Here is a 23365-nt window from a genome sequence, read left to right on the forward strand (position 1 = left end):
AAGGATCCTCCGGTTGATCTATAGTTAATATATGGATCATCTTTGCCCTGAGCAATATTTGGAGACCGTGATGCAAGCTAAAGATCTGAAAAAAGGGATGTGGGTGGAATGCCCGCAAGGCGTGGTAGAGATCATTGAAGTTGATCCAGACCATAATTCTGCAATTGTCGAAAATATGCATGATCATTCGCGCAGCACTGTTAATTGCGATGATATTCAGGAACAACCACAACTGCATACAGGTTGTAATATTTACTACTAACATAGCCTTTTCTATCGGTAGCTGCTCGATATAAAGCGCCACACTGAATACACAAAAAAGCGGCTAAAATGCCGCTTTTTCAGTTCACCGTATCACGATTATTTAGCGGCGAATTCTTCACCAAGCGCGATATCGGATGACAAAGTATCCAGCATGCTATCAAGTGCTTCCTGTTCGAATGCACTCAGCTTACCGTAATCCATCACCTCTTCAACGCCCTCTGTACCTAGCAGTACCGGTTGCGCAAAGAAACGGGCATGCTTACCATCGCCTTCAACGTAAGCGCATTCAACAATACCTTTTTCACCCTGTAGTGCGCGGACCAATGCCAAACCAAAGCGACATGCTGCCTGACCCATAGAAAGGGTGGCTGAACCACCGCCTGCTTTGGCCTGAACAACTTCTGTACCCGCGTTCTGAATGCGAGGTGTCAATGCTTTGATTTCTTCTTCCGTAAACTCAACACCTTCAACCTGAGACAAAAGAGGAAGAATAGTGACGCCAGAGTGGCCACCAATCACCGGCACTTGGATCCCACTTGGATCTTTTCCTTTCAACTCGGCAACAAATGTCTCTGAACGGATCACATCAAGGGTTGTCACGCCAAAAAGTCTGCGCTTATCGTAAACACCGGCTTTTTTCAGTACGTCAGCGGCAATCGCAACTGTCGTATTCACAGGGTTAGTAATAATACCGACACAAGCTTTTGGACAAACAACAGCAATTTTCTCCGCCAGTGCCTTAACAATACCGGCATTCACATTGAAAAGATCGGCACGATCCATGCCTGGTTTGCGCGCAACACCTGCAGAAATTAATACGACGTCAGCGCCTTCCAGTGCCGGTGTCGGATCCTCACCGCCATAACCTTTAATTGAAACAGGAGTAGGGATATGGCTCAGATCAGCCGCAACACCTGGCGTTACTGGAGCAATATCATACAACGCAAGATCAGAACCTGCTGGCAGACGATTTTTTAATAGCAGAGCCAATGCCTGGCCGATGCCACCAGCCGCGCCAATTACAGCAACTTTCATTTTCGTTCTCCTTTACGATAGAAGTATATTTTTCAGACCTATAGGTGACGTTATAGCAACCAATTGTTAAATACAATCAAACCCAATCAGCTTTGCGAAGTAACGCATAGGCCATTATAAAGCGGGCTATCTACGTGCAACAATCGGAATCGTTGCCGAATGATACTCAGATCGAAAAACCAACTGCAACAATCAGGTAATACCGATCTAAACAATTCTCTTGAGGATAAAGCCGGCTAAATAAATCCCCATTTTTTAAACGATAAAAGTGATTGAAACGGCAGTTTCCATGAACTCTGTTTGCTACTCACCAAGAGGTTATGCGAAAATATGCTACCTCGTCCCTGTACATAAAATTTACTTATGCGAAATTCAGACAAACAAGAACGTTTAATCAAAGCATTCAAAGCGATTCTAAAAGAAGAAAAATTCAGCTCTCAGGGTGAAATTGTTGATGCCTTGAAAGCTCAGGGGTTCGATAATATCAACCAGTCAAAAGTCTCTCGCATGCTGACCAAGTTCGGCGCAGTCCGAACCCGCAATGCTAAGATGGAGATGGTTTACTGCCTGCCTGTAGAATTAGGTGTGCCGACCACAACCAGTCCGCTGAAAGAGCTGGTAATGGAGATAGGCCATAACAACGCCTTGGTTGTAATTCAGACTGGACCAGGTGCCGCACAACTGATTGCTCGCCTTCTGGACTCTTTAGGTAAAGCCGAAGGTATTTTAGGGGTTGTTGCCGGTGATGATACTATTTTTATCACGCCAACTAGTGGCACCACCACCGAAGAACTCTTTGAGTCTGTCTGTGATCTTTTCGATTACAGTAACTAATGTGTTAATGGGGGGGCATCAGCTCCCTATTAAACGTGACAAAGCTCACAATCAGGAAATCTTATTATAACCGGTTCAAACCCAACCCAAACTATTGATAATAATAGTCAATAAATTAAAATCACCTCTAATCACCGGTGATTTCATCAACTATTTAGCAAATCTTTGTTAACGCAGTTTTAAATCCTTTCATCTCTTTTGCTATTATCTGCCTGATTTGCTTTCGCAATAGTGCCTTTTCCAACGATGGAAAAACATTTCTCCCTGGAGATAACAACAATAAGGAAAGGATTAACATGGCATTGAAACAACTAATTAAAATGAGTGCACTCGCAGCCGTTGTTATGACTGCTGGTATGGCCAACGCCCAGACTTTCATCACAATCGGTACCGGTTCAGTAACGGGAGTTTACTACCCTACTGGCGGTGCGATTTGTAAGCTGGTGAACAAAGATCGTAAACAGCACAATGTTCGCTGTTCCGTCGAATCGACCGGTGGTTCTATCTATAACGTGAACACCATGCGGGCCGGTGAATTAGACTTTGGCATTGTACAATCGGACTGGCAGTATCACGGCTATCACGGCACCAGTAAATTCAAGGATCAAGGCTCTTATAAAAAACTTCGCGCCGTTTTCTCACTTCACACCGAACCATTCAACATTATTGCCCGCACAGATGCAGGCATTAACAATGTCGAAGATCTAAAAGGCAAACGCGTCAATATCGGTAATCCGGGCTCGGGTGACCGCGCGACCATGGGTGTGGTCATGGAAGCGCTAGACTGGACTCAAGATGATTTCCAATTGGCATCTGAACTAAAAGGTTCCGAGCGTTCACAAGCACTGTGTGATAACAAAATCGATGCATTCATCTACATGGTCGGCCATCCAAACGGTTCAATCAAAGAAGCAACGACTTCTTGTGATGCTAAGCTCGTCTCTGCTACGGGACCGGCTATCGATAAAATTGTTGCCGACAACCCATACTACGCCAAAAGCACAGTGCCTGGCGGCATGTATAAAGGTACCGATAAAGACGTCAATAGCTTTGGTGTCGCTGCAACATTAGTGTCGTCTACGGATGTTTCTGACGATGTGGTTTACGCGCTAGTGAAGTCGGTATTTGAAAACTTCGATACCTTTAAGCGCCTGCACCCGGCATTTGCTAACTTGAAGCCAGAGCACATGGTTAAAGATGGCTTGTCAATTCCCCTCCACCCTGGGGCAATTCGCTACTACAAAGAAGTGGGTTATCTAGCAAAATAACCGCCCTTGACTACATTTAAGAAACACTCGTTGCGCCGCATCTGCGGCGCATGCTTTTTCACACGCCCATAGAATTACAACAAGCTAGGATGCTGCATGACGAAGACAACACAGACGTCGACAGATGTTCAAGAGATGGTAGCCCAGGCGGACACAGGGGCTAGAAACCCTGACGGCATTACGGGACGTATCTTATGGTTCGTTCCACTTTGCTGGTCTTTATTCCAGCTATGGTATGCCTCTCCACTGCCGTTCATTTTTAATTTCGCCATCTTAAATGATACCGAAGCCCGTTCAGTGCACCTTGCCTTTGCCATCTTTCTGGCTTTCACCGCTTATCCGGCACTGAAGCACTCACCACGGGATCGTATTCCTGCTATCGATTGGTTACTGGCGCTGGTCGGGAGCCTGTCGGCTGGCTATATCTATCTGTTTTACACCCAACTCGCCGAGCGATCTGGCGCTCCGACCCAGTTTGACATTATCGCCGCCGTCTGCGGAATGATACTGCTGCTTGAAGCCACTCGACGCGCCTTAGGCCCACCGTTGATGGTGGTTGCTGCTGTATTCTTACTTTATACCTTCGGCGGCCCTCATATGCCCGATGTCATCGCGCATAAAGGGGCCAGCCTGAATAAAACGATGTCACATATGTGGCTTACGACTGAAGGGGTCTTTGGCGTTGCCCTCGGGGTATCAACATCGTTTGTATTTCTGTTCGTACTGTTTGGCGCTATGCTGGAGCGGGCAGGAGCAGGCGCTTACTTCATTAAAGTCGCATTCTCCTTATTAGGTCATATGCGTGGTGGTCCGGCGAAAGCCGCCGTTGTCGCCTCGGGCTTATCAGGGCTGGTGTCGGGCTCATCGATTGCCAACGTCGTCACCACCGGAACTTTCACCATTCCACTCATGAAGCGTGTGGGATTTTCTGGTGAAAAAGCGGGGGCTGTCGAAGTTGCCGCTTCTACTAATGGCCAGCTAACACCACCTATTATGGGTGCCGCTGCATTCTTGATGGTTGAATATGTTGGGATCTCCTATGTGGAAGTCATTCGAGCTGCGATCTTACCGGCATTGATCTCATACATTGCCTTGCTATATATCGTTCACCTCGAAGCCTGTAAGGCCGGTATGACCGGTCTGCCGCGTCGTTATAACCCGACAATGGCACAAAGCTTATTATCCTTTGTCGGTACCTTACTCGGCCTGATAGTGATCAGTGGCGCGGTGTATTACGGTATTGGCTGGACGAAAGAGGCCTTTGGCGCGGCAGCAACACCGATGATTGGTGTACTTATTCTTGTGGCCTATATCGCTTTAATCAAAGTCTCGGCTAACTATCAAGACCACACCATGGAGAACCCGGATGAGGAGTTACTCGAAGTGCCGGAACCCGGGCCCACGATCAAATCGGGGCTGTACTTCCTGCTACCCATAGTTGTTCTGGTTTGGTGCTTAACTGTTGAGCGTTTCTCACCGGGCCTCTCGGCATTCTGGGCGACGATATTTATGATCTTCATTTTATTAACCCAGCGTCCATTATTGACAATGTTTAATAAAGAGAAAACATTAAAAGATGCCGCACGTGAAGGGGTTGATGATCTGTTAGAAAGTCTCGTTTCTGGCGGTCGCAACATGATCGGTATTGGTGTCGCAACGGCTGCCGCAGGTATTGTCGTCGGTGTGGTCACCCTCACCGGCATCGGTCTGGTCATGACTGACTTTGTCGAGTTCATCTCCGGCGGTAACATCATGCTGATGTTACTGTTTACCGCACTGATCAGCCTGATCCTGGGAATGGGCCTACCAACGACCGCTAACTACATCGTGGTGTCAACCCTGATGGCCCCCGTTATCGTGACGCTGGGTGCGCAAAGCGGACTGATTATCCCGCTGATCGCCGTTCACCTGTTTGTATTCTACTTTGGTATTCTGGCCGATGACACACCACCGGTAGGCCTTGCCGCCTTTGCCGCCGCCGCCATCGCCAAATCCGATCCGATCCGTACCGGTATCCAGGGGTTCACTTACGATATCCGAACCGCGATCCTGCCGTTCATGTTTATCTTCAACACCCAGTTGTTATTGATGGATATTGACTCCTGGTGGCATTTAGTCCTCACCATCGTTTCGGCTGTGCTCGCGATGCTGACCTTTTCTGCTGCCACTCAGGGGTGGTGGTTTACCAAAACCAAATGGTGGGAAGTCGCGCTCTTACTACTGATCACTTTCTCGCTGTTCCGCCCGGGTTACTGGTGGGACATGGTTTACCCAGCCAAGCATGAAATGCCAGGCATGCTCATTGCAGATGCAGCCGATAAACTGGACGTGGGTCAGCCGCTTGAGCTGCAAGTCCGCGGGGAAAACCTGGAAGGTAAGATCATTAGCAAACTTGTCTTATTACCCTTTGATGAAGATGCCATTGCGCCAGATGACCGGATCGCGTCAACCGGATTAATGCTCCGTCAAGACGGTGAAAAAATGATAGTTGATATGATCGAGTTCGGTAGTGCGGCAGAATTAGCAGGGATCGATTTTGACTGGGAGATCACAAAAGTCAGCCTACCCGCCGTACGACCGATGAAAGAATGGGTTTTTGTTCCCACTTTATTACTCTTAGGTGCTTTAGGATGGAACCAACGCCGCCGTGCTAAAGCTGGAATCATACAGTAAATGCACCCTGCATAGGTCTACACTCAATATTAGGGAGAAGTTATTCTCCCTAATTGAGCCCACACAGCTTAAGGGAATAATATGTTTAAACAAATTTTGGTTCCGGTCGATCTCAATGAACAGGGCTTCTCAGATAAAGCCGTTGAGATCGCGGTCTGGCATGCGAAACAATCCAATGCCACAATTCATCTACTGAACGTCTTGCCCGGCATTCACATGTCGATGGTGTCGAGTTATTTCCCCAAAGATGCCGCCCGAAAAATGAAGCAGGATGCTCAGCATCAGCTTAATCTTTTTGCTAAAAAATACATTCCGGATGACATTATCCATCATATGTATGTTTCTGAAGGAAAGGCCTGGACAACCATCTTAGAGCAAGCCAGCCGTGTTAGTGCTGATTTGATCATTATGCCTAGCCATCAACGATCGAAGCTGGATAAAGTTATGCTCGGTTCCGTTGCATCGAAGGTGGTTGAAAACTCCCCCATCAATGTCTTGGTGCTCAAACCACAAGCTCATTTAAAATAGCCAAAAACACAAAGCCCGCAGATGCGGGCTTTGATTTATTCCAGGGCTGATATCTGTGTTCATCAGGCTTAGACGTTGCGCTGATCATACCCCCAGCGCGGCACTAGGTCTTGTTCAATGCCAAGGTGATCAAGAATCCGTGCCACCATAAAGTCCACCATGTCTTCAATGGATTCCGGCTGATGATAGAAACCTGGCGCGGCCGGCATGATAGTCACGCCCATTTTTGACAGCTTCAGCATATTTTCCAGGTGCAGGGTCGAGAACGGTGTTTCCCGTACCACCATCAATAGCTGCCCCCGCTCTTTCATAACCACATCGGCAGCACGCTCTAGCAAATTATCAGACATACCATGCGCGACAGACGCAAGCGTTCCTGCAGAGCAGGGACAAACGACCATTTGTTTGGGCGCCGCCGATCCCGAAGCGACGGGCGAAAACCAATCTTGCTTGCCGCACACATCCAGCTTGCTGGCATCGCAGTTCAAATGTTTCACCAGCAACTCTTTCGCAGCAGCCGCTCCGCCCGGCAGTTTTAAACCATGCTCTGTTGCCAGGACCACTCTCGCGGCGGATGAAATCATCAAATAGACCTGATAGTCAGCGGCTAGAAGGCATTCCAATAAACGCAAGCCATACGGTGCTCCGGACGCCCCCGTCCAGGCAAGTGTAATGCGCTTATCTTTCATTTTATTTCCCTTCATTTTAGGTTACTTCACCGCGAGTCCAGCCAGTAACTTGTCATGTATACCGCCAAAGCCGCCATTACTCATCACCAGAATATTGTCGCCCTCTTTTGCTTCGGCTGTAATTTTTTCCACCAGCAGATCAAGATCATTTTCAGTCATCGCCGGCTGAGTACAGGAGCGGGTTATTTCCGCCACTGACCATGGAATCGTCTCCGGCTGGAATACGAACACCTGGTCGGCAACATTTAATGCAGGGGCAATATCGTCTTTATGCACACCTAACTTCATGGTGTTGGAACGAGGTTCTAACACCGCCAGGATCCGCTCATCACCCACTTTGGCCCGCAAGCCGTCCAAGGTTAACTTAATGGCTGTCGGATGATGGGCAAAATCATCATAGACCTTAATCCCCTTCACTTCGCCTTTGAGCTCAAGCCGACGTTTGGTATTGATAAACCTTGCTAACGAGTCGCAGGCAAGATCCGGCGTAACGCCAACATGGCGGGCAGCAGCAATTGCCATCAGGGCATTACTCACATTATGCTCACCCACCAAATCCCAGCGGACGGTTCCCGCTATGGCACCCTCAAAATAAACGTCAAACATACTGCCGTCGGCAATGTGCTTTTTCGCCATCCAGTGGCCATCCTCACCGGTATATTCCAACTCGCTCCAGCACCCCATCTTCAGGGTCTGCTGAATATTCTCTACACCTTTTGGTGCCAAAATCCTGCCATTGCCCGGTACGGTTCTCACTAAATGGTGAAATTGGCGCTGAATCGCTTTCACATCATCAAAAATATCGGCGTGATCGAACTCCAGATTATTCATAACTAGCGTCCGTGGTCGATAATGAACAAACTTAGAACGTTTATCGAAAAAAGCACTATCGTATTCGTCCGCTTCGACAACGAAGAACATACTTTCACCTAACCGCGCAGAAACGCCGAAGTTTCCGAGTACCCCACCGACCAGAAAACCGGGTTGATAACCACAATCGTCAAGGATCCAGGCCAACATGCTGGCTGTGGTGGTTTTACCGTGAGTACCCGCTACCGCTAAAACCCAGCGGTCATGCAATAAAAATTCCTGTAGCCACTGCGGACCAGAGGTGTAACGCAGGTTACGGTTAAGTACATATTCAACACAGGGATTACCACGGCTCATCGCATTACCGACCACCACTAAATCCGGAGCCGGTTCCAACTGTGATGGATCGTAACCTTGTATAATTTCAATACCTTGAGATTCAAGCAAGGTACTCATTGGAGGATAAACATTGGCATCACTGCCGGTCACTTTATGGCCCAATTGTCTGGCAAGAATGGCGGCACCGCCCATAAATGTGCCGCAAATACCTAAAATATGGATATGCATAATTCTCGGCTCACTGGCTAAATTCAGATGATTTCACGCTTTTGCGTTACTTCGTTACCATAAAAAAGATCTTTATATACAATTCTTTATATACAAAAAAGGTAACCCCCTTAAAACGGCTAACCACCATTATGGGTATATAATTGTCCGTGAGAGACATTGTACCTGAGATATCCGCCCCAAAGACAACTTGATGCAAGGATTGTACATGCCCGATATTAGAACCCTTGGTGAGTTCATTGTCGAGAAACAGAATGACTTCCCCCATGCCAGTGGTGAACTCTCTTCACTGCTAGGCTCGATAAAGCTGGCGGCTAAAATCGTCAACCGTGAAATCAACAAAGCTGGACTGGTTGATATTACTGGTGCTGTCGGTTGTGAAAATGCGCAAGGTGAAGAACAGCAGAAACTCGATCTTTATGCCAATGATAAATTTAAAGCAGCGCTGGAAGCCCGTGACCAGGTTTGTGGTGTCGCCAGTGAAGAAGAAGACGAAGCGGTAGCATTCAATAAAGAATTGAACCGTAACGCAAAATATGTGGTTTTAATGGATCCACTGGATGGTTCTTCGAACATTGACGTAAACGTTTCCGTCGGTACCATTTTCTCCATTTATCGTCGTATCTCACCAATAGGGACGCCACCGATACAAGAAGATTTCCTGCAGCCCGGTCACCGTCAGGTCGCTGCCGGTTATATTATCTATGGCTCATCGACCATGCTGGTATACACCACAGGCAATGGCATCCACGGGTTTACCTACGACCCCTCGTTAGGTGTGTTCTGCCTGTCTCACGAAAATATGCGTATTCCTGAAAACGGAAGTATCTACTCTATCAACGAAGGTAACTATATTCGCTTCCCTGAGGGGGTGAAGAAATACATTAAATACTGTCAGGAAGATGCGCCTGAGGATAACCGCCCTTATACTTCGCGCTATATCGGCTCTCTGGTGTCTGACTTTCACCGCAACCTCCTCAAAGGGGGGATCTACCTCTATCCAAGCACCGCGGCTTATCCTAACGGTAAGCTACGCTTACTGTATGAGTGTAACCCGATGGCATTTCTGATTGAGCAAGCTGGTGGTTTAGCCTCCGACGGTGAGAATCGGATCATGGATATCAAGCCAACAGAGCTGCACCAGCGTGTCCCGTTCTTTGTCGGCTCCACAAAGATGGTCCGTCAGGTTGAGGGCTTCCTGAAAGAGTACCCCGAACAGCACTAAACCTTCATCCGGCAGGCTGTTAATTTTCAGCCGGCCGGGTATCTCTTTGTCGTAAAATCCTGCATTAACAAGCTACCCACTGTTTTTTTTAAGTCCGATGGTTATAATTCATACATCAATAACAATTAATTAACGAAGCATGAGGTGTGGACCATGAGCCTTAACCAAATCCCAGCAGGTAAAGATATCCCGGCAGATATCTATGTTGTTATCGAAATTCCGGCCAACGCAGATCCAATCAAATACGAAGTCGATAAAGAGACGGGGGCAGTTTTTGTTGACCGTTTCATGTCGACTCCAATGTTTTACCCATGCAACTACGGTTATGTAAATCATACTCTGTCACTCGACGGCGATCCGGTGGATGTCTTGGTTCCCACTCCGCACCCGCTCATACCTGGCTCTGTAATTCGTTGTCGCCCCGTTGGTGTATTAAAGATGACCGACGAGTCAGGTGAAGATGCCAAAGTGGTTGCCGTGCCACACAGCAAACTGACTAAAGAGTATGACCATATCCAGGATGTCAATGATTTACCCGAGCTGCTAAAAGCACAGATCACTCACTTCTTTGAACATTACAAAGCACTTGAAGCGGGTAAATGGGTAAAAATTGATGGCTGGGCTGATGTAACTGCGGCTAAAGAAGAAATTATGACTTCTTTCAACCGCGCCCAAGAAAAATAATTCCATGAGTCGGTCAGATAACGCTCCTTGCTTCTGATTAAATTGAGGAGCGTTTCAGCCGACGGATACAGCAGAACAAGGTATTAAAATGAAACCAAACGTGCTTATTGGGTTATTATTTCTGGCTTGCTTTCACTCAGCCTCTGTTCAGGCCAAGATTGTTACCCCGGAAGAGTTTTGGCAGCATTCTACCCAAGGTAATACCTTGCTGGTTGATGTTCGCAGCAACGAGGAATTTATTCGTGGCCACCTGCCGTTATCGCTCAATATCCCATACGACAAGATAGAAACAATCACGACATTTGCTACTGATAAATCTCAGCCTATTCTGCTTTATTGCCGCACAGGGCGACGAGCTGACATTGCCGAGCAGACATTAAACGAGCTGGGTTACCACAATATCTATAACGGCCAGAGCTATCAGGCTCTACTGACGGCAATGCCGGAATCACCGCTTTCGCCAAACAATAAAGCACCATAGATCATCGCTATGGTGCTTCTATGTATGACTCATTCACAGCCCGAATGATCCTTAATCAAACTCAAACTGGTACAGTAAGTCAACGGCACTATCTAATCCCGATACGGCCTCGACATAGAGATCTTTCATCAGCCGGTAACGAACCGTAAATTCACCGACAGAGTTAAATATCCCCACGCCATATTTGACCTGCAAGCCCGGCGCAATATAACCACTGATAGTCACTTGCGACCCATCGCCCGCACCTGCGGTATCCAGAGCAAGATCCTGAACACCGAAGGCTTCACCGACATTACCCACCAACTGACCACTTTTTGCAATCCCCATGCTGATCAGTGCGGTTGTCATCGCACTGCCACTATCGCCCGATTCACTGTCCAGGTTTTTACCACGCAAGAGATAAGATAAGGCATTTTGCTGCGCCATCGCCGGGTCCGAAAATATATCAATTCGGGGGGCATCTGCAGGGCCACGGACCCGGATCCCTGCCACCACATCATCTTCAATGTTGTTGGGGTTTCGGATCGCTTCAATCGATAAATAAGGCTGATCTGCCGGGCCATTAAACAAGATCTGGCCTTTACGAATAACCAATTCCTGGCCAAATGAACGATAGGTACCATCTTGAAGGTTCACTTCCCCGTAAACCAGCGGGCCTTTGTCCTTCTGACGAACATTCAGCTCGCCGACCAACCCGGCATTAAGACCGAAAGCGGACAGATTTACATCATTGCCTATCTTCACCAAGATGTTGGTTGTCAGATCAAATGGCATCTTTTGCTCAACGTCTACGGGCTGCAAATCATCCGTCAACAATATTTCATCATCCGATACCGAAACTGCCGACTCCGGCAACTGATCAACCTTGATCCGCCCCCAAGGAATGGCAATATTTCCGGTGATCTCCGCTTTATTGGGAGAGGCGGCAATGGTTAACGCCGGCGACACTTTTAGCGCCAGCATTGGTGGGAGGTGGATCTCCAATTCACGACCATCCACATCCAACAGAGCTTTCCAGTTTGCCAGATCCTGCCAGTCCCCCTTACCGCGCACTTGCAACTTGCCATCAGGAGTGATCACTTCTCCCTCAAGAGTCGCGTTATACCCCGAGAAAGTTGCACGAATATCGGCTTGTTCAATATCGAATGGTACTTCACGCCCGATAGCCTTAACCTTTGTCACCAGAAGCTGACCATTAACCGCTGGATGCATGACAGGGCCAGTTACGGACAGATTAGCGTCAACCTGGCCATCAAACTGATGGTAGTCCTTAATGACAGGTTCAAAGATACCCAGCATAAGCCGATCAATGTTGACCTTGGCCTTCAGCTGCTGCTCAGCCATTAACTGAGTAATTTGAGCCTCACCACTGAGGTTACCATTATCCGTTATCGCAATTAGCCAATCGGCATTCAGGACATCATCTTTAATTTCAGCATTGACCGTGATCTTATCCCAACCCACAGTGAGAGGGGGTTGATCTGCTCCCAGCTCCTGAGTCACCGATCCCGTAGGGAGCTTAATCAGTGCTTTCACAAACGGCGATGTGCCAGGTGCCCACGCGGCTTCGAGATTGGCATCAGCCACTCCCTTAACCACAATAAATTCGGGAAGATAAGGATCAATTAAATCAAACTCAAAGTTGTTGACCGCCAGCTTGGCATGGCCGGATGTTCCGGCTTCTAAATCTTCAGTTAGACACAGCGCCGATTGACTTTGCTGCCAGCAATGAGCGGCGATATGGGCTAACTCAGTTTTCAGGCTGTAGCCCAGCTTCGTGGGATGATTCAGCGTCCATAAACCAACCTCGGTATCAATTGCTGCCTGCTCCAAGCTTCCTTGCCAGCCGGTCTTACGATCAAGCCGACCTGACAGAGCGAGCTCTGCGCTGACTGGCTGGGCATTCACATCAAGGGTTAATGTATGTTTTTCTTCGCTACCACGGAAGCTCAGGCGAAGATCATCAAGCTTAAAAGCATCATATTCACCATCTGCGGCATACAGGCTGACATCCGCCTTTAATGCAGGCATTGGCGTTACTTTCCCTTTCAACTCAAAAGCCTGCAAACTCGCCAGATCCTGCCATCCCAAAGCATTGCCATTCAGTACCAGATCGAGCTCGGGTTCAGCCATTATTCCCGATAAATCAACCTGTCCAAACACTCGCCCACGCAGTCCGGGTAAAGATTGTGCTAAATCAGGAGCGTCAATCTGAGCGCTCATGGCCCATTCTTTTGTTAGCTTTCCTCTTGCCGTTAAGCCATTTGGACCATGCTTTAAAGTCAGCCCTCGGGTTATCAGCTGAATGTCGCCTTTACCCTTCAGATCTTTGGCGTCGAATTCCCCATTAAGGGTAAAAGCTTGCTTCATGACAACCCCGTCGACGGCCAACTCCGGCAAGGCGACAAACCAGCCACCTTGCTCGGTCAGTCCACCCGATGTCCTTAATTTTCCGCTTAGATCACCGTCAGCCTCAGGCCATTCCAAGCCTGGTTGAATATGGCTGAAATCAAGTTCTCCCTGCCACGTCAGGGCATCTTTCCAGCTAGCATTCGCTTTACCGGCAATGGTACCGCCTAGGGTCTCGATCTTAAGCGCCTCAAGGCTCACCGTGTTCAAGTCCCCTTGACCACTCAGGCTCACCGCAACTGACGGCATTGGCTCGCCATCAATCTTGCTCTTTAAATCAAATTTATAGCCATCAAGGCTGCCTTTAGCGCTCACTAAGGTATCAGCAACCTCGAACTCAGGTTTGGTTTCAATTGGCCATTGGAGATGATGACTGGAAACAACCAAGTCAAACGGTAGCTTCGGATCAAGTGGTGAGAGTTGCCCCGAAACAAGCGCATCCAACGTCCCTTTCAAGCGGGCATCTAAAACCAGCTTTGCCAGTGAACCCGATACGTTCAGAGCTACCTGATGATCGTGCAGCGGCTCCATTTTAATATCGGCATTCGCGTCTAAAGATAACGGGTAGTCACCGGTTAACGAGACATCTGCCGTTGCTTGTAGTTTCGCCTGAGGTATATCTAAAACAAACTTACTGATAGCGATATCACTTGATTTCGCACTTGCCACAAGCTCAAGTAAATTGACCTGTTGCGGTATGTCGCCATTAAGCTTGAACTCCCTCACGGTAAGGCGCTGAATATCAAACGACATTGGCAATATGACTTCCGGTAAAGTCACAGACTCAGAAGATGGCTTGTCGTCTGCCTGAGCCTTATCCTGTTCAGTAGGCGCTAGTGTCAACTCAATACCTTGCCAGTCGGTTGGTTTCAGTACCAAATGGCTGCCTTCAATCTCTGCGGCAGTAGAAAACTGTTGCCATGTGAGCTTGTTACCCAGAATATCCAGCGCAATATCATCAAGACGCACGCGCTCAATCCGGATCGGCAAGGGCATAACAACATCCGTTACGGGCTCTGATGCGGGCTCTTCCGTATCGGCTTCTGATGGCGGCAATTCAGGCAGACTAAAACGAATTCCCGACAATCCAAGCTCAGAGATGCACACTTCAGAGATGAAAAAACAACGGTCATCCAGCTTAAGGTTGACGTTATCAGCGGCTAAGTCCACCAGCTCATCTCGATATTTGACCAGATTTAACTGGAAGCCTTTAAGCAATGCACCACTGCTACTGCCAACTGACAGGGCCGGCAGCGCTTTTTGTGCCCCCCACACCGCAAGTTTTACCCCGGCAGAGGTATAAAGCAGTGTCGCAACGGTAATGATTAAAAATACAATCAGAACCAGCAACCCCAGAGGAATACGTTTCACCCAGATCATAATTCAGGCCCCAGAATAAAGTGGATCTGGAACTTATTTTCTTCTTTCTCAAGTCCCCATGCAAAATCAAGACGAATCGGACCGATAGGCGATGCCCATCGCACCCCGACACCGGTACCACTCAGCCAATGAGGATTATCAATCCAGGCAGAGCCGTAATCGTAAAAGACGGCCCCCCACCAGTCGCCATAGACACGATACTGATATTCAAGCGATGAGGTCAGCATATACTGACCACCTATCAACTGTTCCTGATCATCTCGAGGGGCTATGGATTGGTAGCTATAACCACGTAAACTATTATCGCCGCCGACGAAAAAACGCATCGATGGCGGCACGTCTTCAATTTTATCGGCAATCACAGCACCACCATCGAGACGTAACAGCCCACGGTGATCTTCTCCGGCACTGCGTATCCAGGTACTACGGCCTCGGAACCGGGCCAAGCGTGTATCTGAGCCGAACGCTGGATCTGAATACTCAACAGACATCAATTGCTTGTCTCCCCAGCTTGGCATCGCACCGCCGCGGGATCTGGCTTTACTGTAGCTGATACCGGGGATGATCATTCTCAACACACCATTTTCATCTGCCCCCTGATTATAATTTTCATATAACCCGCGAACGGAAGCGACCCGCTTCCAACCCGACTCCAGAAGCCAATGACGTTCTAGGCCGATATTGTATTCGGTACTGACGGTATCGTGGTTATCAACATAACGGATCCCGCTCACCACCTGATAGTAGTCAGTTAGCACCTCATCAAGAGGGATTTTATAGACCGCCTCAATTTTTGGCTGCGCTTTCGATATCTCAGTTTTTACGTTCAGGCTATGACCGGCACTATTCAGCCATGGCTTCTTCCAGTTAAACTTCAAGCGCATCCCGACATCCGTCGAATAACCAATACCGGTTTCAACCTGATTACGCACCTGGGGTTCGAGGATGACTTGAATGGGCACCGTTTCGTCATCTAAATGGGCGACATCGCCTCCCACAAAAATAGAAGAGAACCAGCCTACATTTGACAAGCGCTGGTTAAACTCACCTAATTTGGAGGCTAAATACGGCTCATTTTCTTCAAAAGGAATTAACGATTGCAGACGGTTTTCTTCAATCTGACTACCGGTAAAAGTCGTTTCACCAAAATGATAGCGCCGCCCTGCAGAAAATTCGATCGTAATAAAGGCTTCATTTCGAGATGGCGCCACCTCCATTACACTCTTTGTCAATTCAGCATCAAAGTAACCTTTCCGCAATGCCAGGCTGGAGAGCGACGACTTCAATGCTTCATATTTACCATGGTTGAGAGACTGACCAAGCCCTAAACCACTCTCTTTCACTAATGCAATAAAATCAGGATCATCTCCTGCCATCCCAGTAACCATGATATTGCTTCGGACAATACGCGTAACTGGTCCAGGCTCCACGGTCACAGCTATATGTGTATCCTGACCCTCTTGGTCGACCTGATAGGAAAAAGAGGGCTGATAATGACCTAACGCTTTAAGCGCGTCTTTAATCTCGCCTTCAAGTTGCTCACGAAAGCGCAAAGTCGTACTGTAATCATCCTTAGGGATCGCTGATACATAAGCAGCTACGTTGCTTTTTAGCTCGCCTTGTAACCCCTCAATTTCAAGCGAAGTCTCCGCTAACAACGAATTTGAAAAAATAATAGCTACAGCGGTGATACCAAATCGCTTAAAAAGGTTAGTCATTATTGTGGTACTTCATTTATAAGGGGTTCATTTCAGGTGTGCACATATGCACATAAATGATTCTGACAAAGCCAGCCGTAACTGCCAACCTTTATTGTCTGAAAAAATTGAATATTGATTGTCTTGCCGTATTCCTCTACTTTCTATCTATCAGACAGTGTAAAAGGATCTAACAATGTCACCAGTAAAACAGAAAATGATCGCCCCAAGTGCCGCACTTATCGGACGGGCAACCCCAACCCTGCCATCCCAGCCTCACGCCATAAATCGCACTTTACTCAATGATGATAAGCCTCAGGGACACGAGACGCTCATTGTCGGGATGGGTTGCTTCTGGGGAGCCGAACGCCTCTATTGGAAGCAAAACGGTATTTACAGTACCGCTGTAGGCTACAGCGGTGGTTTCACTCCAAATCCAACCTATGAAGAGGTTTGCACAGGTAAAACAGGACATGCTGAAGTTGTCAGGATCATTTATGATCCGATGCAAATTAGCCTGCCTCAGCTACTTACTCTTTTCTGGGAGAATCATGACCCGACTCAGGGCATGCGCCAGGGAAATGATATGGGTACCCAATACCGCTCTGTGGTTTATGTAACATCGCCAGAACAGCTCGCACATGCCAACGCCAGTAAAGATCGCTATCAACAGGCTCTGCAACAACATACTAGCAGCCCAATTACGACAGAAATAGAATTGGCTGGCACATTTTACTTTGCCGAAGACTACCACCAGCAATACCTGGCCAAGAACCCTGGTGGATATTGTGGCTTAGGCGGAACAGGGATTTGTTTACCCCCTCTATGATTTTCTGGCCAGAGCCACAGCCTCTGGCTACATCACGTCCGCGGCTAAAGACTGAATTTCCCTGTTAACTTCAGATAATGCATTAAGTGCCTTAAGATTCTGATTTTTTGGTGGCAATAACCGCCCATAATCAAATTCGAAGGCACCAATACCAACAATAAACAAGCGACCACGAAAATAACTTTTTACATATCGCGCAATTTGGTTGGGGCGATATTGTTTAAATATTCTTAGCATGGTTCCCTCACATAATTGACATAATAGACCTTGAGAATTCCTATTCGTTTCAAAGTCGGGTCTAAACTAGCTGCCAGCCTTTGATATTTATCTGTCACTTATACCCAAATATAAATAAGAACTTTAGAACATTTTTTAATGGCTGGCATAGAAATGCCAGCCCGCTCTTCAATTAAATCCACGATAGCTTCGCAATATAAATAAAATCAGACCTATTTAGTGATAAAGATCAATTATTCTGGATGGGTATAACCAGAACATCAAAAATTAACTAATATAGTGATGCATCCAAAATAAATGGAATAAATACAATGAATAAGAAGCCAACAATAGCTTTACTTGCTGCATTATTACCGGGTATTGCAGTCGCACATAATATTCAGATCGGACAGAGTCTCCCTAATGTAACAGTGTCTGAATCAGGAGAAATCATGCTAAGTGGTGACAAAGTCATCTATCAGCCCTGGGAAAGTACACAGTTACCGGGCAAGGTCCGGGTGGTTCAGGCTATTGCCGGTCGTAGCTCAGCCAAAAAAATGAATGCAGAAATCATAGATGCAATAAAAGCGGCAAATTTGCCTGGAGAGGTATATCAGACCACAACCATCATAAACCAAAATGATTCAATCTGGGGAACGGGGGGCTTTGTAAAATCTTCAGCTGAAGATAGCAAGCAAGAATTTTCCTGGTCATCCATGGTGCTCGATGCAGACGGCATTGTGCAGTCAGCATGGCAGCTACAAAAAGATAATTCTGCCATTATTATTCTCAATAAAACGGGACAGGTACTCTTTGTTCAAGAAGGTAAACTGACACCACAAGAAATTGAACAAGCCATGGATCTACTTAAAGCCAACCTGTGATCATCTGGCGTTAGTATTCTCTTCATACTGACAAAGTCATGACCAAACCCCAAAAGTAATGTTATATTATTACAATACTATTGGTTATGGCTTTTTCTCTTTAAGTGACAGTCAAAAAATGGCTTAGATTGCCGCGTTTCTGCATCGCTTTTCTGATCTTCCTGATTTACTCAATCGGGCCAATTACTGCACTCCATAAACTGGAAGCCATCAATCCGCACCACCATGTTCAGGATTGCAGTATTTGTCATCTTGTTCATGAAGCGACAACGCCCTTCTCTGTCACTCTACCAGCTGAAAACAGCCATAACTTCAATCACCGAACACGAGCTCCCTCTCAAGGCTACACACAGCCTTCAACCCGGTTCGCTCGTGCCCCACCGATACATTCCTGATGTCAAAATATAAATCTATCCAATCATATTTTATCGTAAGGAATTATTATGACTTTTCTACCCCGCATTACCACCTGTGCCCTGGTTGTCAGCTCCCTTTTATCTACAGTAACGACTGCTGATGAGTATCATCGCCAACATAATGCTCATCAGCACGGAATTGTAGAGTTCAACATTGCTCAAGATGGCCAAGACCTGTTACTCGAAATTACCGCCCCCGGCGCTGATGTCGTGGGCTTTGAGCATTCCCCAGCCAGCGACGAACAACGGCAAGCCGTAGAAAGAGCTGTTGATGTACTGAAACAAGCCACTGATCTGTTTGCATTCACAGCATCAGCGAGATGTCAGCAGACTGAAGTACTTGTCATCGAAACCCTGACAGCACATGACAGTCATGCCGGACATGATCACGAAGAACATAATCATGACAATCACCATGAACATGCGACTCACGGTGGCTTTTCCGCTCAGTATACCTTCCAGTGTGCCGACATTAAGCAACTAGAAAACTTACAGGTTAGTTGGTTTAAATACTTCCCTTCAACGGAAAAAATTGCGATTCAGGCGATCACAGAAACTAGCCAAAAGGCTGAACAGCTGACTCCAACGAGTACGCTATTTACGTTTTAATCAAAAAGTCATCGCTAATAATTTCAGTCATCATGGAGGGGGGACTCATCCCCCCCTACCTGAGGAAGTACAATGAACGTTATAGAACTGAGCAACCTGACATTCAGATGGCCTAAACAAACGGAAAATCTACTCGACATTCCATCCTTGACGATCAATCAAGGTGAAAAGGTCTTTATCAAAGGGCCAAGTGGCAGTGGTAAATCCAGCTTATTAAGCCTGCTAACGGGGATCTCGCAGCCGACCACAGGTAAAATCAACCTCCTGCAACAATCTTTCAGTCACCTCGAATCAACACAGAGAGATAAGTTCAGAGCCGACCATATTGGTTACATTTTTCAAATGTTCAATCTACTTCCTTACCTTTCCGTCATTGATAACGTACTGTTACCCTGCCGCTTCTCAGCCCGGCGAAGAGTACAGATAAACAATCGTCTGGAAGCCGAAGCCAAAAGGATTTTAACTCAGCTCCATCTCCCCCAACGGTGCCTGAACAGACCTATTTCCGAATTAAGTATCGGCCAGCAACAGCGCGTTGCGGCCGCACGTGCCATAATTGGCCAACCAGAATTATTAATCGCAGATGAGCCGACTTCCGCATTAGACCATGATAACCGGGAGGCTTTCATCGCACTGCTAATGAAGGAATGCGAGCAAGCTCAAACCACACTGTTGTTTGTCAGTCATGATGAAACTCTGGAATCCTTGTTTGATCGCAGCATCGCACTCAATGACATCAATCAGGCCTACAAGGGAAGTAAACAATGAGTGCAATATTACGATTGGCCTGGCAAAGCCTGGCAAACCGCAAAACAACGGCACTTCTTACCTTATTGACCGTCGCTATTTCTGTCACTCTACTACTTGGTGTAGAAAGAGTTCGTACCCAGGCTAAAGCGAGCTTTGCTAATACGATATCTGGGACGGATCTCATCGTTGGGCCTCGATCAGGACAAGTAAACCTATTACTTTATTCTGTATTTCGGATTGGAAATGCAACCAATAATATCGACTGGCAGAGTTACCAGGAGATCAGCCAACACCGAGCCGTAAAATGGGCAATACCTATTTCACTCGGAGATTCGCATCGCGGGTTTCGTGTAATAGGAACTAATCAAACCTACTTCGAACGCTACCAATATGGTAATAAACAACCCTTATCATTATCTAAAGGCCGTTCGTTTACTAACTTATTCGAGACCGTGTTAGGTGCAGAAGTTGCCAAAAAACTAGGCTATCAACTAAATGATGACATAGTCATTGCACATGGTATTAGCGATAAAAGCTTCAACCGTCATGATAATCTGCCTTTTAAAGTTGTGGGGATCCTGGCACCGACCGGGACACCTGTAGACCGAAGCGTTCATGTATCATTAGCTGCAATCGAAGCGATTCACGTAGGCTGGGAGTCCGGAGCAAGGCTAGGTAATACCCCTAATGCCATCACCTTAGCGAACCATCAATTTGAACCCCAGCAAATAACAGCGGCGATCTTAGGTCTGCAATCTAAAATCCAAACGTTCGCATTACAACGTTATATCAATACTTACAAGAAAGAGCCATTGAGCGCTATCATGCCGGGTATTGCCCTGCATGAGCTTTGGGGAATGATGTCTGTTGCTGAGCAGGCATTACTGGTTGTCTCGGTTTTTGTTGTCGTTTCAGGTCTGCTTGGTATGTTAACCAGCTTGCTCACCAGCTTAAATGAAAGACGCCGAGAGATGGCTATCCTCCGGGCGATGGGCGCCAGGCCTGGCCATATTTTCTTTTTACTTGTCAGCGAAGCAACAGTACTAACAGCAATAGGTATTGCCATTGGTACTGTCCTTCTATTCTGTATATTGCTAGTTTTACAGCCTCTTATCCAGCAACAATTTGGCCTGTATATTGCGGTTACAGCACTAACATCGCATGAACTGAGTCTGTTGGGATTAGTTCAAATAGCTGGTATCTTGGTCGGGATAATCCCTGCAGTGCGTGCTTATCAACACTCATTAGCAGACGGCATGACAATAAGAATATAGGACGGACAAATAATGAAGAAATGGCTATTTGTGATCTGCTGCTGGTTGCCTCTGAGCTGTAATGCTAACGATGTCCTTACGTTAGACTGGATTGATTTAATTCCAGAACAGGAAAGAAATCAATTTGGTCAAAATCAGATGCCTTCACTCAATCACAATGGGAAAGCTTCAGAACAGTCAAGAATTGGTGGTGTGCGTGAAGAGCTCAATGGAAGTGAAGTGAAAATTCCAGGTTTTGTCATTCCCTTAGAAGGTGATGATAAGATGGTCACGGAATTCTTATTAGTTCCGTATTTTGGTGCATGCATTCATGTCCCACCACCACCACCAAATCAAATACTCTATGTGAAATTTGAAAAAGGAGCACCAATCCAGCAGTTATGGGATGTTGTTTATGTAGTCGGAAAATTAAAGACTCAGCATATCAGCCATGAGATAGCGGAAGCTGGTTACTTACTAGATGGGGTTAGCCTTGAAGAATACGATGATATGTAATAGTTATATTTTTCAGAGCTAAAGTTGGCTTATCTGCACTCGTTAAACGTGAGAGGCAAGATAAACCAACATAGTCACGTAACCTAAAAGCAAAAAAATGTTTGTAATCCGTTTACCTGACTTCTTCATCATTATCTCCAGCTCACCACATGTTGATTAAATAAAATAATTAACAAATTTAACCATTAACCAACACAAATGTCACGCCTATTGATCAAATATACGAACAACTGGTAAAACTATAATCGAGGAATTTTTATCAGGAACTATTATGAACAAAGAACACGACGAAAATGCCACCGAATCAGAATCACCAAAAGCCTTTTTAATAATGAAAGAGAAAAATGAAAAAAGCAGCTATATAAAAAACAGTCGGGAACGCACTAAAGAGATCGCATTTATTTATGCTATCAATGCAATGATCAGCAGCTCAAATGAACAAGACCTACAACAAAGAGCTGAGCACAGAGAAAAGAGAGAGCAACAACGCAGGCAACATAACCTTGAGGTGATCATTAAGCACGCACATGACGCATGTTGCGATGAAACCGCTGATGAACCCGAACCTGACTGGCTTACACGCTTTTTTTCTATGGCTCAGAATATTCACGGGGCATCAATGCAAAAACTGTGGGGGAGGATCTTGAAACAAGAAATTCTATCTGCTGGATCTGTATCTCTAAAGGCCTTAGAAACATTACAAAATATGACTCACAGAGAGGCACAAACTTTTCAACGGGCCAGTGTACTCGCTTGCCATTTTGGCAATGACAGCAGTAAAAGACTACTCACAGGAATTAATATAAAGAAAGGGAGGTTCCCATTACTCAGGCATAATTCAAGCCAAAAGCTACAATTAGGGAACTACCAACTTCCTTACTCAAACCTACTCATCCTGATGGAGTTAGGATTACTCTTACGAACAGAATTAGAATCAGGCGAGATCTCCCTAGAGCATACGCTACCTTTTAGCTATCAAAACACCTCATATACGCTAAAAGCAGTGAAGAAGGGTATTACTTTTACCTATTATCGTTTCTCTCCAACAGGACAAGAATTAGCACGATTGCTCAGAAATAAAGATCATGAAATTTACAAAGAAAATCTACTTGATTTATTAAGTAAACATTTCATCGTTGAAGTGCATTAACTTAGGCAGTATAAACTTACCAATCAAGCGCTTGGAATAGCTTTATCACTAACACAAAGGGCTCTGTTCAGTACTCAAGTTGATAAACTATATTATAGATAGATATGCTAACTCCTTGAGGCTACCAGCATGGAAGACTTCAATTTTACGCAACTATTAGAGTCTATCCAACGACTTACACCTGAGCAAAAACAGTGC

Annotated in this window: 21 protein-coding genes; 15 read left to right on the forward strand and 6 right to left on the reverse strand. The window is 46.4% G+C overall.

Annotated elements, in window-relative coordinates; genetic code table 11:
* Positions 1-70 precede the first annotated feature (70 nt).
* Complete coding sequence (locus R3289_RS14265) at positions 71-262, forward strand: hypothetical protein (protein ID WP_318926356.1); 192 nt, start codon at positions 71-73, stop codon at positions 260-262.
* Between the two features lie 98 nt (positions 263-360).
* On the opposite strand, the gene mdh is transcribed toward R3289_RS14265, so the two are convergent.
* On the reverse strand, positions 361-1299 hold the full coding sequence (gene mdh / locus R3289_RS14270) for a malate dehydrogenase (protein ID WP_318926357.1): 939 nt from the start codon (positions 1297-1299) through the stop codon (positions 361-363).
* 363 nt (positions 1300-1662) lie between these two features.
* On the opposite strand from mdh, the gene argR reads away from it, so the two are divergent.
* The 4 genes from argR to R3289_RS14290 all read left to right on the forward strand — a co-directional run bounded on the left by argR (position 1663) and on the right by R3289_RS14290 (position 6602).
* A complete protein-coding gene (gene argR / locus R3289_RS14275) occupies positions 1663-2133 on the forward strand; it encodes a transcriptional regulator ArgR (protein WP_318926358.1) in 471 nt (156 codons plus the stop codon).
* Positions 2134-2429: 296 nt separating this feature from the next.
* Positions 2430-3401 carry a TAXI family TRAP transporter solute-binding subunit gene (locus R3289_RS14280; RefSeq protein WP_318926359.1) on the forward strand — a complete coding sequence of 324 codons (972 nt, stop codon included), beginning with the start codon at positions 2430-2432 and terminating at the stop codon, positions 3399-3401.
* Between the two features lie 96 nt (positions 3402-3497).
* Positions 3498-6074: a TRAP transporter permease gene (locus tag R3289_RS14285; RefSeq protein ID WP_318926360.1), complete on the forward strand. Its 2577-nt coding sequence runs from the start codon at positions 3498-3500 to the stop codon at positions 6072-6074.
* Between the two features lie 81 nt (positions 6075-6155).
* Positions 6156-6602: a universal stress protein gene (locus tag R3289_RS14290; protein WP_318926361.1), complete on the forward strand. Its 447-nt coding sequence runs from the start codon at positions 6156-6158 to the stop codon at positions 6600-6602.
* A 68-nt stretch (positions 6603-6670) separates the two neighbouring features.
* On the opposite strand, the gene R3289_RS14295 is transcribed toward R3289_RS14290, so the two are convergent.
* Both R3289_RS14295 and mpl read right to left on the reverse strand, forming a co-directional pair.
* Complete coding sequence (locus R3289_RS14295; protein WP_318926362.1) at positions 6671-7291, reverse strand: flavin prenyltransferase UbiX; 621 nt, start codon at positions 7289-7291, stop codon at positions 6671-6673.
* A gap of 21 nt (positions 7292-7312) precedes the next feature.
* Positions 7313-8668: a UDP-N-acetylmuramate:L-alanyl-gamma-D-glutamyl-meso-diaminopimelate ligase gene (gene mpl, locus R3289_RS14300; protein WP_318926363.1), complete on the reverse strand. Its 1356-nt coding sequence runs from the start codon at positions 8666-8668 to the stop codon at positions 7313-7315.
* Positions 8669-8876: 208 nt separating this feature from the next.
* On the opposite strand from mpl, the gene fbp reads away from it, so the two are divergent.
* The 3 genes from fbp (at position 8877) to R3289_RS14315 (ending at position 11058) form a co-directional block, all read left to right on the forward strand.
* Positions 8877-9893, forward strand: a complete 1017-nt coding sequence (gene fbp, locus R3289_RS14305) for a class 1 fructose-bisphosphatase (RefSeq protein WP_318926364.1) — start codon at positions 8877-8879, stop codon at positions 9891-9893.
* 153 nt (positions 9894-10046) lie between these two features.
* Entirely contained in the window at positions 10047-10577 is a 531-nt protein-coding gene (gene ppa, locus R3289_RS14310) for an inorganic diphosphatase (RefSeq protein ID WP_318926365.1), read from the forward strand.
* Between the two features lie 88 nt (positions 10578-10665).
* Positions 10666-11058 (forward strand): rhodanese-like domain-containing protein, encoded by a 393-nt coding sequence (locus R3289_RS14315; protein WP_318926366.1) that lies wholly within the window; start codon positions 10666-10668, stop codon positions 11056-11058.
* A 51-nt stretch (positions 11059-11109) separates the two neighbouring features.
* Here the strand turns inward: R3289_RS14315 and R3289_RS14320 are convergent, their stop codons facing one another.
* Positions 11110-14847 carry a translocation/assembly module TamB domain-containing protein gene (locus R3289_RS14320; protein WP_318926367.1) on the reverse strand — a complete coding sequence of 1246 codons (3738 nt, stop codon included), beginning with the start codon at positions 14845-14847 and terminating at the stop codon, positions 11110-11112.
* Positions 14844-16565 (reverse strand): autotransporter assembly complex family protein, encoded by a 1722-nt coding sequence (locus tag R3289_RS14325; protein ID WP_318926368.1) that lies wholly within the window; start codon positions 16563-16565, stop codon positions 14844-14846. The genes R3289_RS14320 and R3289_RS14325 overlap by 4 nt, the downstream gene beginning before the upstream one ends.
* Before the next feature lie 175 nt (positions 16566-16740).
* Here R3289_RS14325 and msrA point away from each other — a divergent pair, with 175 nt between their 5' ends.
* Complete coding sequence (gene msrA / locus R3289_RS14330; RefSeq protein WP_318926369.1) at positions 16741-17373, forward strand: peptide-methionine (S)-S-oxide reductase MsrA; 633 nt, start codon at positions 16741-16743, stop codon at positions 17371-17373.
* A 27-nt stretch (positions 17374-17400) separates the two neighbouring features.
* On the opposite strand, the gene R3289_RS14335 is transcribed toward msrA, so the two are convergent.
* Positions 17401-17610 (reverse strand): DUF1107 domain-containing protein, encoded by a 210-nt coding sequence (locus tag R3289_RS14335; RefSeq protein WP_318926370.1) that lies wholly within the window; start codon positions 17608-17610, stop codon positions 17401-17403.
* A 311-nt stretch (positions 17611-17921) separates the two neighbouring features.
* Here R3289_RS14335 and R3289_RS14340 point away from each other — a divergent pair, with 311 nt between their 5' ends.
* The 6 genes from R3289_RS14340 (at position 17922) to R3289_RS14365 (ending at position 23167) form a co-directional block, all read left to right on the forward strand.
* A complete protein-coding gene (locus R3289_RS14340) occupies positions 17922-18473 on the forward strand; it encodes a YtfJ family protein (protein WP_318926371.1) in 552 nt (183 codons plus the stop codon).
* 443 nt (positions 18474-18916) lie between these two features.
* Positions 18917-19498 carry a zinc uptake protein ZrgA gene (gene zrgA / locus R3289_RS14345; protein WP_318926372.1) on the forward strand — a complete coding sequence of 194 codons (582 nt, stop codon included), beginning with the start codon at positions 18917-18919 and terminating at the stop codon, positions 19496-19498.
* 72 nt (positions 19499-19570) lie between these two features.
* A complete protein-coding gene (locus tag R3289_RS14350) occupies positions 19571-20266 on the forward strand; it encodes an ATP-binding cassette domain-containing protein (protein ID WP_318926373.1) in 696 nt (231 codons plus the stop codon).
* Entirely contained in the window at positions 20263-21522 is a 1260-nt protein-coding gene (locus R3289_RS14355) for an ABC transporter permease (protein WP_318926374.1), read from the forward strand. Before R3289_RS14350 ends, R3289_RS14355 begins: the two co-directional genes overlap by 4 nt.
* Before the next feature lie 12 nt (positions 21523-21534).
* A complete protein-coding gene (locus R3289_RS14360) occupies positions 21535-22017 on the forward strand; it encodes a DUF3299 domain-containing protein (protein WP_318926375.1) in 483 nt (160 codons plus the stop codon).
* A 271-nt stretch (positions 22018-22288) separates the two neighbouring features.
* Positions 22289-23167 carry a TIGR03899 family protein gene (locus R3289_RS14365; protein WP_318926376.1) on the forward strand — a complete coding sequence of 293 codons (879 nt, stop codon included), beginning with the start codon at positions 22289-22291 and terminating at the stop codon, positions 23165-23167.
* Positions 23168-23365 lie beyond the last annotated feature (198 nt).

The sequence above is a fragment of the Photobacterium sp. genome (genome assembly GCF_033720175.1).
Classification (GTDB): Bacteria; Pseudomonadota; Gammaproteobacteria; order Enterobacterales; family Vibrionaceae; genus Photobacterium.

What these genes read in the sequence shown, in the direction of transcription:
- R3289_RS14360 (WP_318926375.1), top strand. Translation starts at nt 21,535, where the DNA reads ATGAAGAAATGGCTATTTGTGATCTGCTGCTGGTTGCCTCTGAGCTGT.
- R3289_RS14365 (WP_318926376.1), top strand. Translation starts at nt 22,289, where the DNA reads ATGAACAAAGAACACGACGAAAATGCCACCGAATCAGAATCACCAAAA.
- R3289_RS14340 (WP_318926371.1), top strand. Translation starts at nt 17,922, where the DNA reads ATGAATAAGAAGCCAACAATAGCTTTACTTGCTGCATTATTACCGGGT.
- argR (WP_318926358.1), top strand. Translation starts at nt 1,663, where the DNA reads ATGCGAAATTCAGACAAACAAGAACGTTTAATCAAAGCATTCAAAGCG.
- R3289_RS14320 (WP_318926367.1), bottom strand. Translation starts at nt 14,847, where the DNA reads ATGATCTGGGTGAAACGTATTCCTCTGGGGTTGCTGGTTCTGATTGTA.
- fbp (WP_318926364.1), top strand. Translation starts at nt 8,877, where the DNA reads ATGCCCGATATTAGAACCCTTGGTGAGTTCATTGTCGAGAAACAGAAT.
- R3289_RS14350 (WP_318926373.1), top strand. Translation starts at nt 19,571, where the DNA reads ATGAACGTTATAGAACTGAGCAACCTGACATTCAGATGGCCTAAACAA.
- R3289_RS14325 (WP_318926368.1), bottom strand. Translation starts at nt 16,565, where the DNA reads ATGACTAACCTTTTTAAGCGATTTGGTATCACCGCTGTAGCTATTATT.
- mdh (WP_318926357.1), bottom strand. Translation starts at nt 1,299, where the DNA reads ATGAAAGTTGCTGTAATTGGCGCGGCTGGTGGCATCGGCCAGGCATTG.
- R3289_RS14355 (WP_318926374.1), top strand. Translation starts at nt 20,263, where the DNA reads ATGAGTGCAATATTACGATTGGCCTGGCAAAGCCTGGCAAACCGCAAA.
- ppa (WP_318926365.1), top strand. Translation starts at nt 10,047, where the DNA reads ATGAGCCTTAACCAAATCCCAGCAGGTAAAGATATCCCGGCAGATATC.
- zrgA (WP_318926372.1), top strand. Translation starts at nt 18,917, where the DNA reads ATGACTTTTCTACCCCGCATTACCACCTGTGCCCTGGTTGTCAGCTCC.
- R3289_RS14315 (WP_318926366.1), top strand. Translation starts at nt 10,666, where the DNA reads ATGAAACCAAACGTGCTTATTGGGTTATTATTTCTGGCTTGCTTTCAC.
- msrA (WP_318926369.1), top strand. Translation starts at nt 16,741, where the DNA reads ATGTCACCAGTAAAACAGAAAATGATCGCCCCAAGTGCCGCACTTATC.
- mpl (WP_318926363.1), bottom strand. Translation starts at nt 8,668, where the DNA reads ATGCATATCCATATTTTAGGTATTTGCGGCACATTTATGGGCGGTGCC.
- R3289_RS14280 (WP_318926359.1), top strand. Translation starts at nt 2,430, where the DNA reads ATGGCATTGAAACAACTAATTAAAATGAGTGCACTCGCAGCCGTTGTT.
- R3289_RS14335 (WP_318926370.1), bottom strand. Translation starts at nt 17,610, where the DNA reads ATGCTAAGAATATTTAAACAATATCGCCCCAACCAAATTGCGCGATAT.
- R3289_RS14290 (WP_318926361.1), top strand. Translation starts at nt 6,156, where the DNA reads ATGTTTAAACAAATTTTGGTTCCGGTCGATCTCAATGAACAGGGCTTC.
- R3289_RS14265 (WP_318926356.1), top strand. Translation starts at nt 71, where the DNA reads ATGCAAGCTAAAGATCTGAAAAAAGGGATGTGGGTGGAATGCCCGCAA.
- R3289_RS14295 (WP_318926362.1), bottom strand. Translation starts at nt 7,291, where the DNA reads ATGAAAGATAAGCGCATTACACTTGCCTGGACGGGGGCGTCCGGAGCA.
- R3289_RS14285 (WP_318926360.1), top strand. Translation starts at nt 3,498, where the DNA reads ATGACGAAGACAACACAGACGTCGACAGATGTTCAAGAGATGGTAGCC.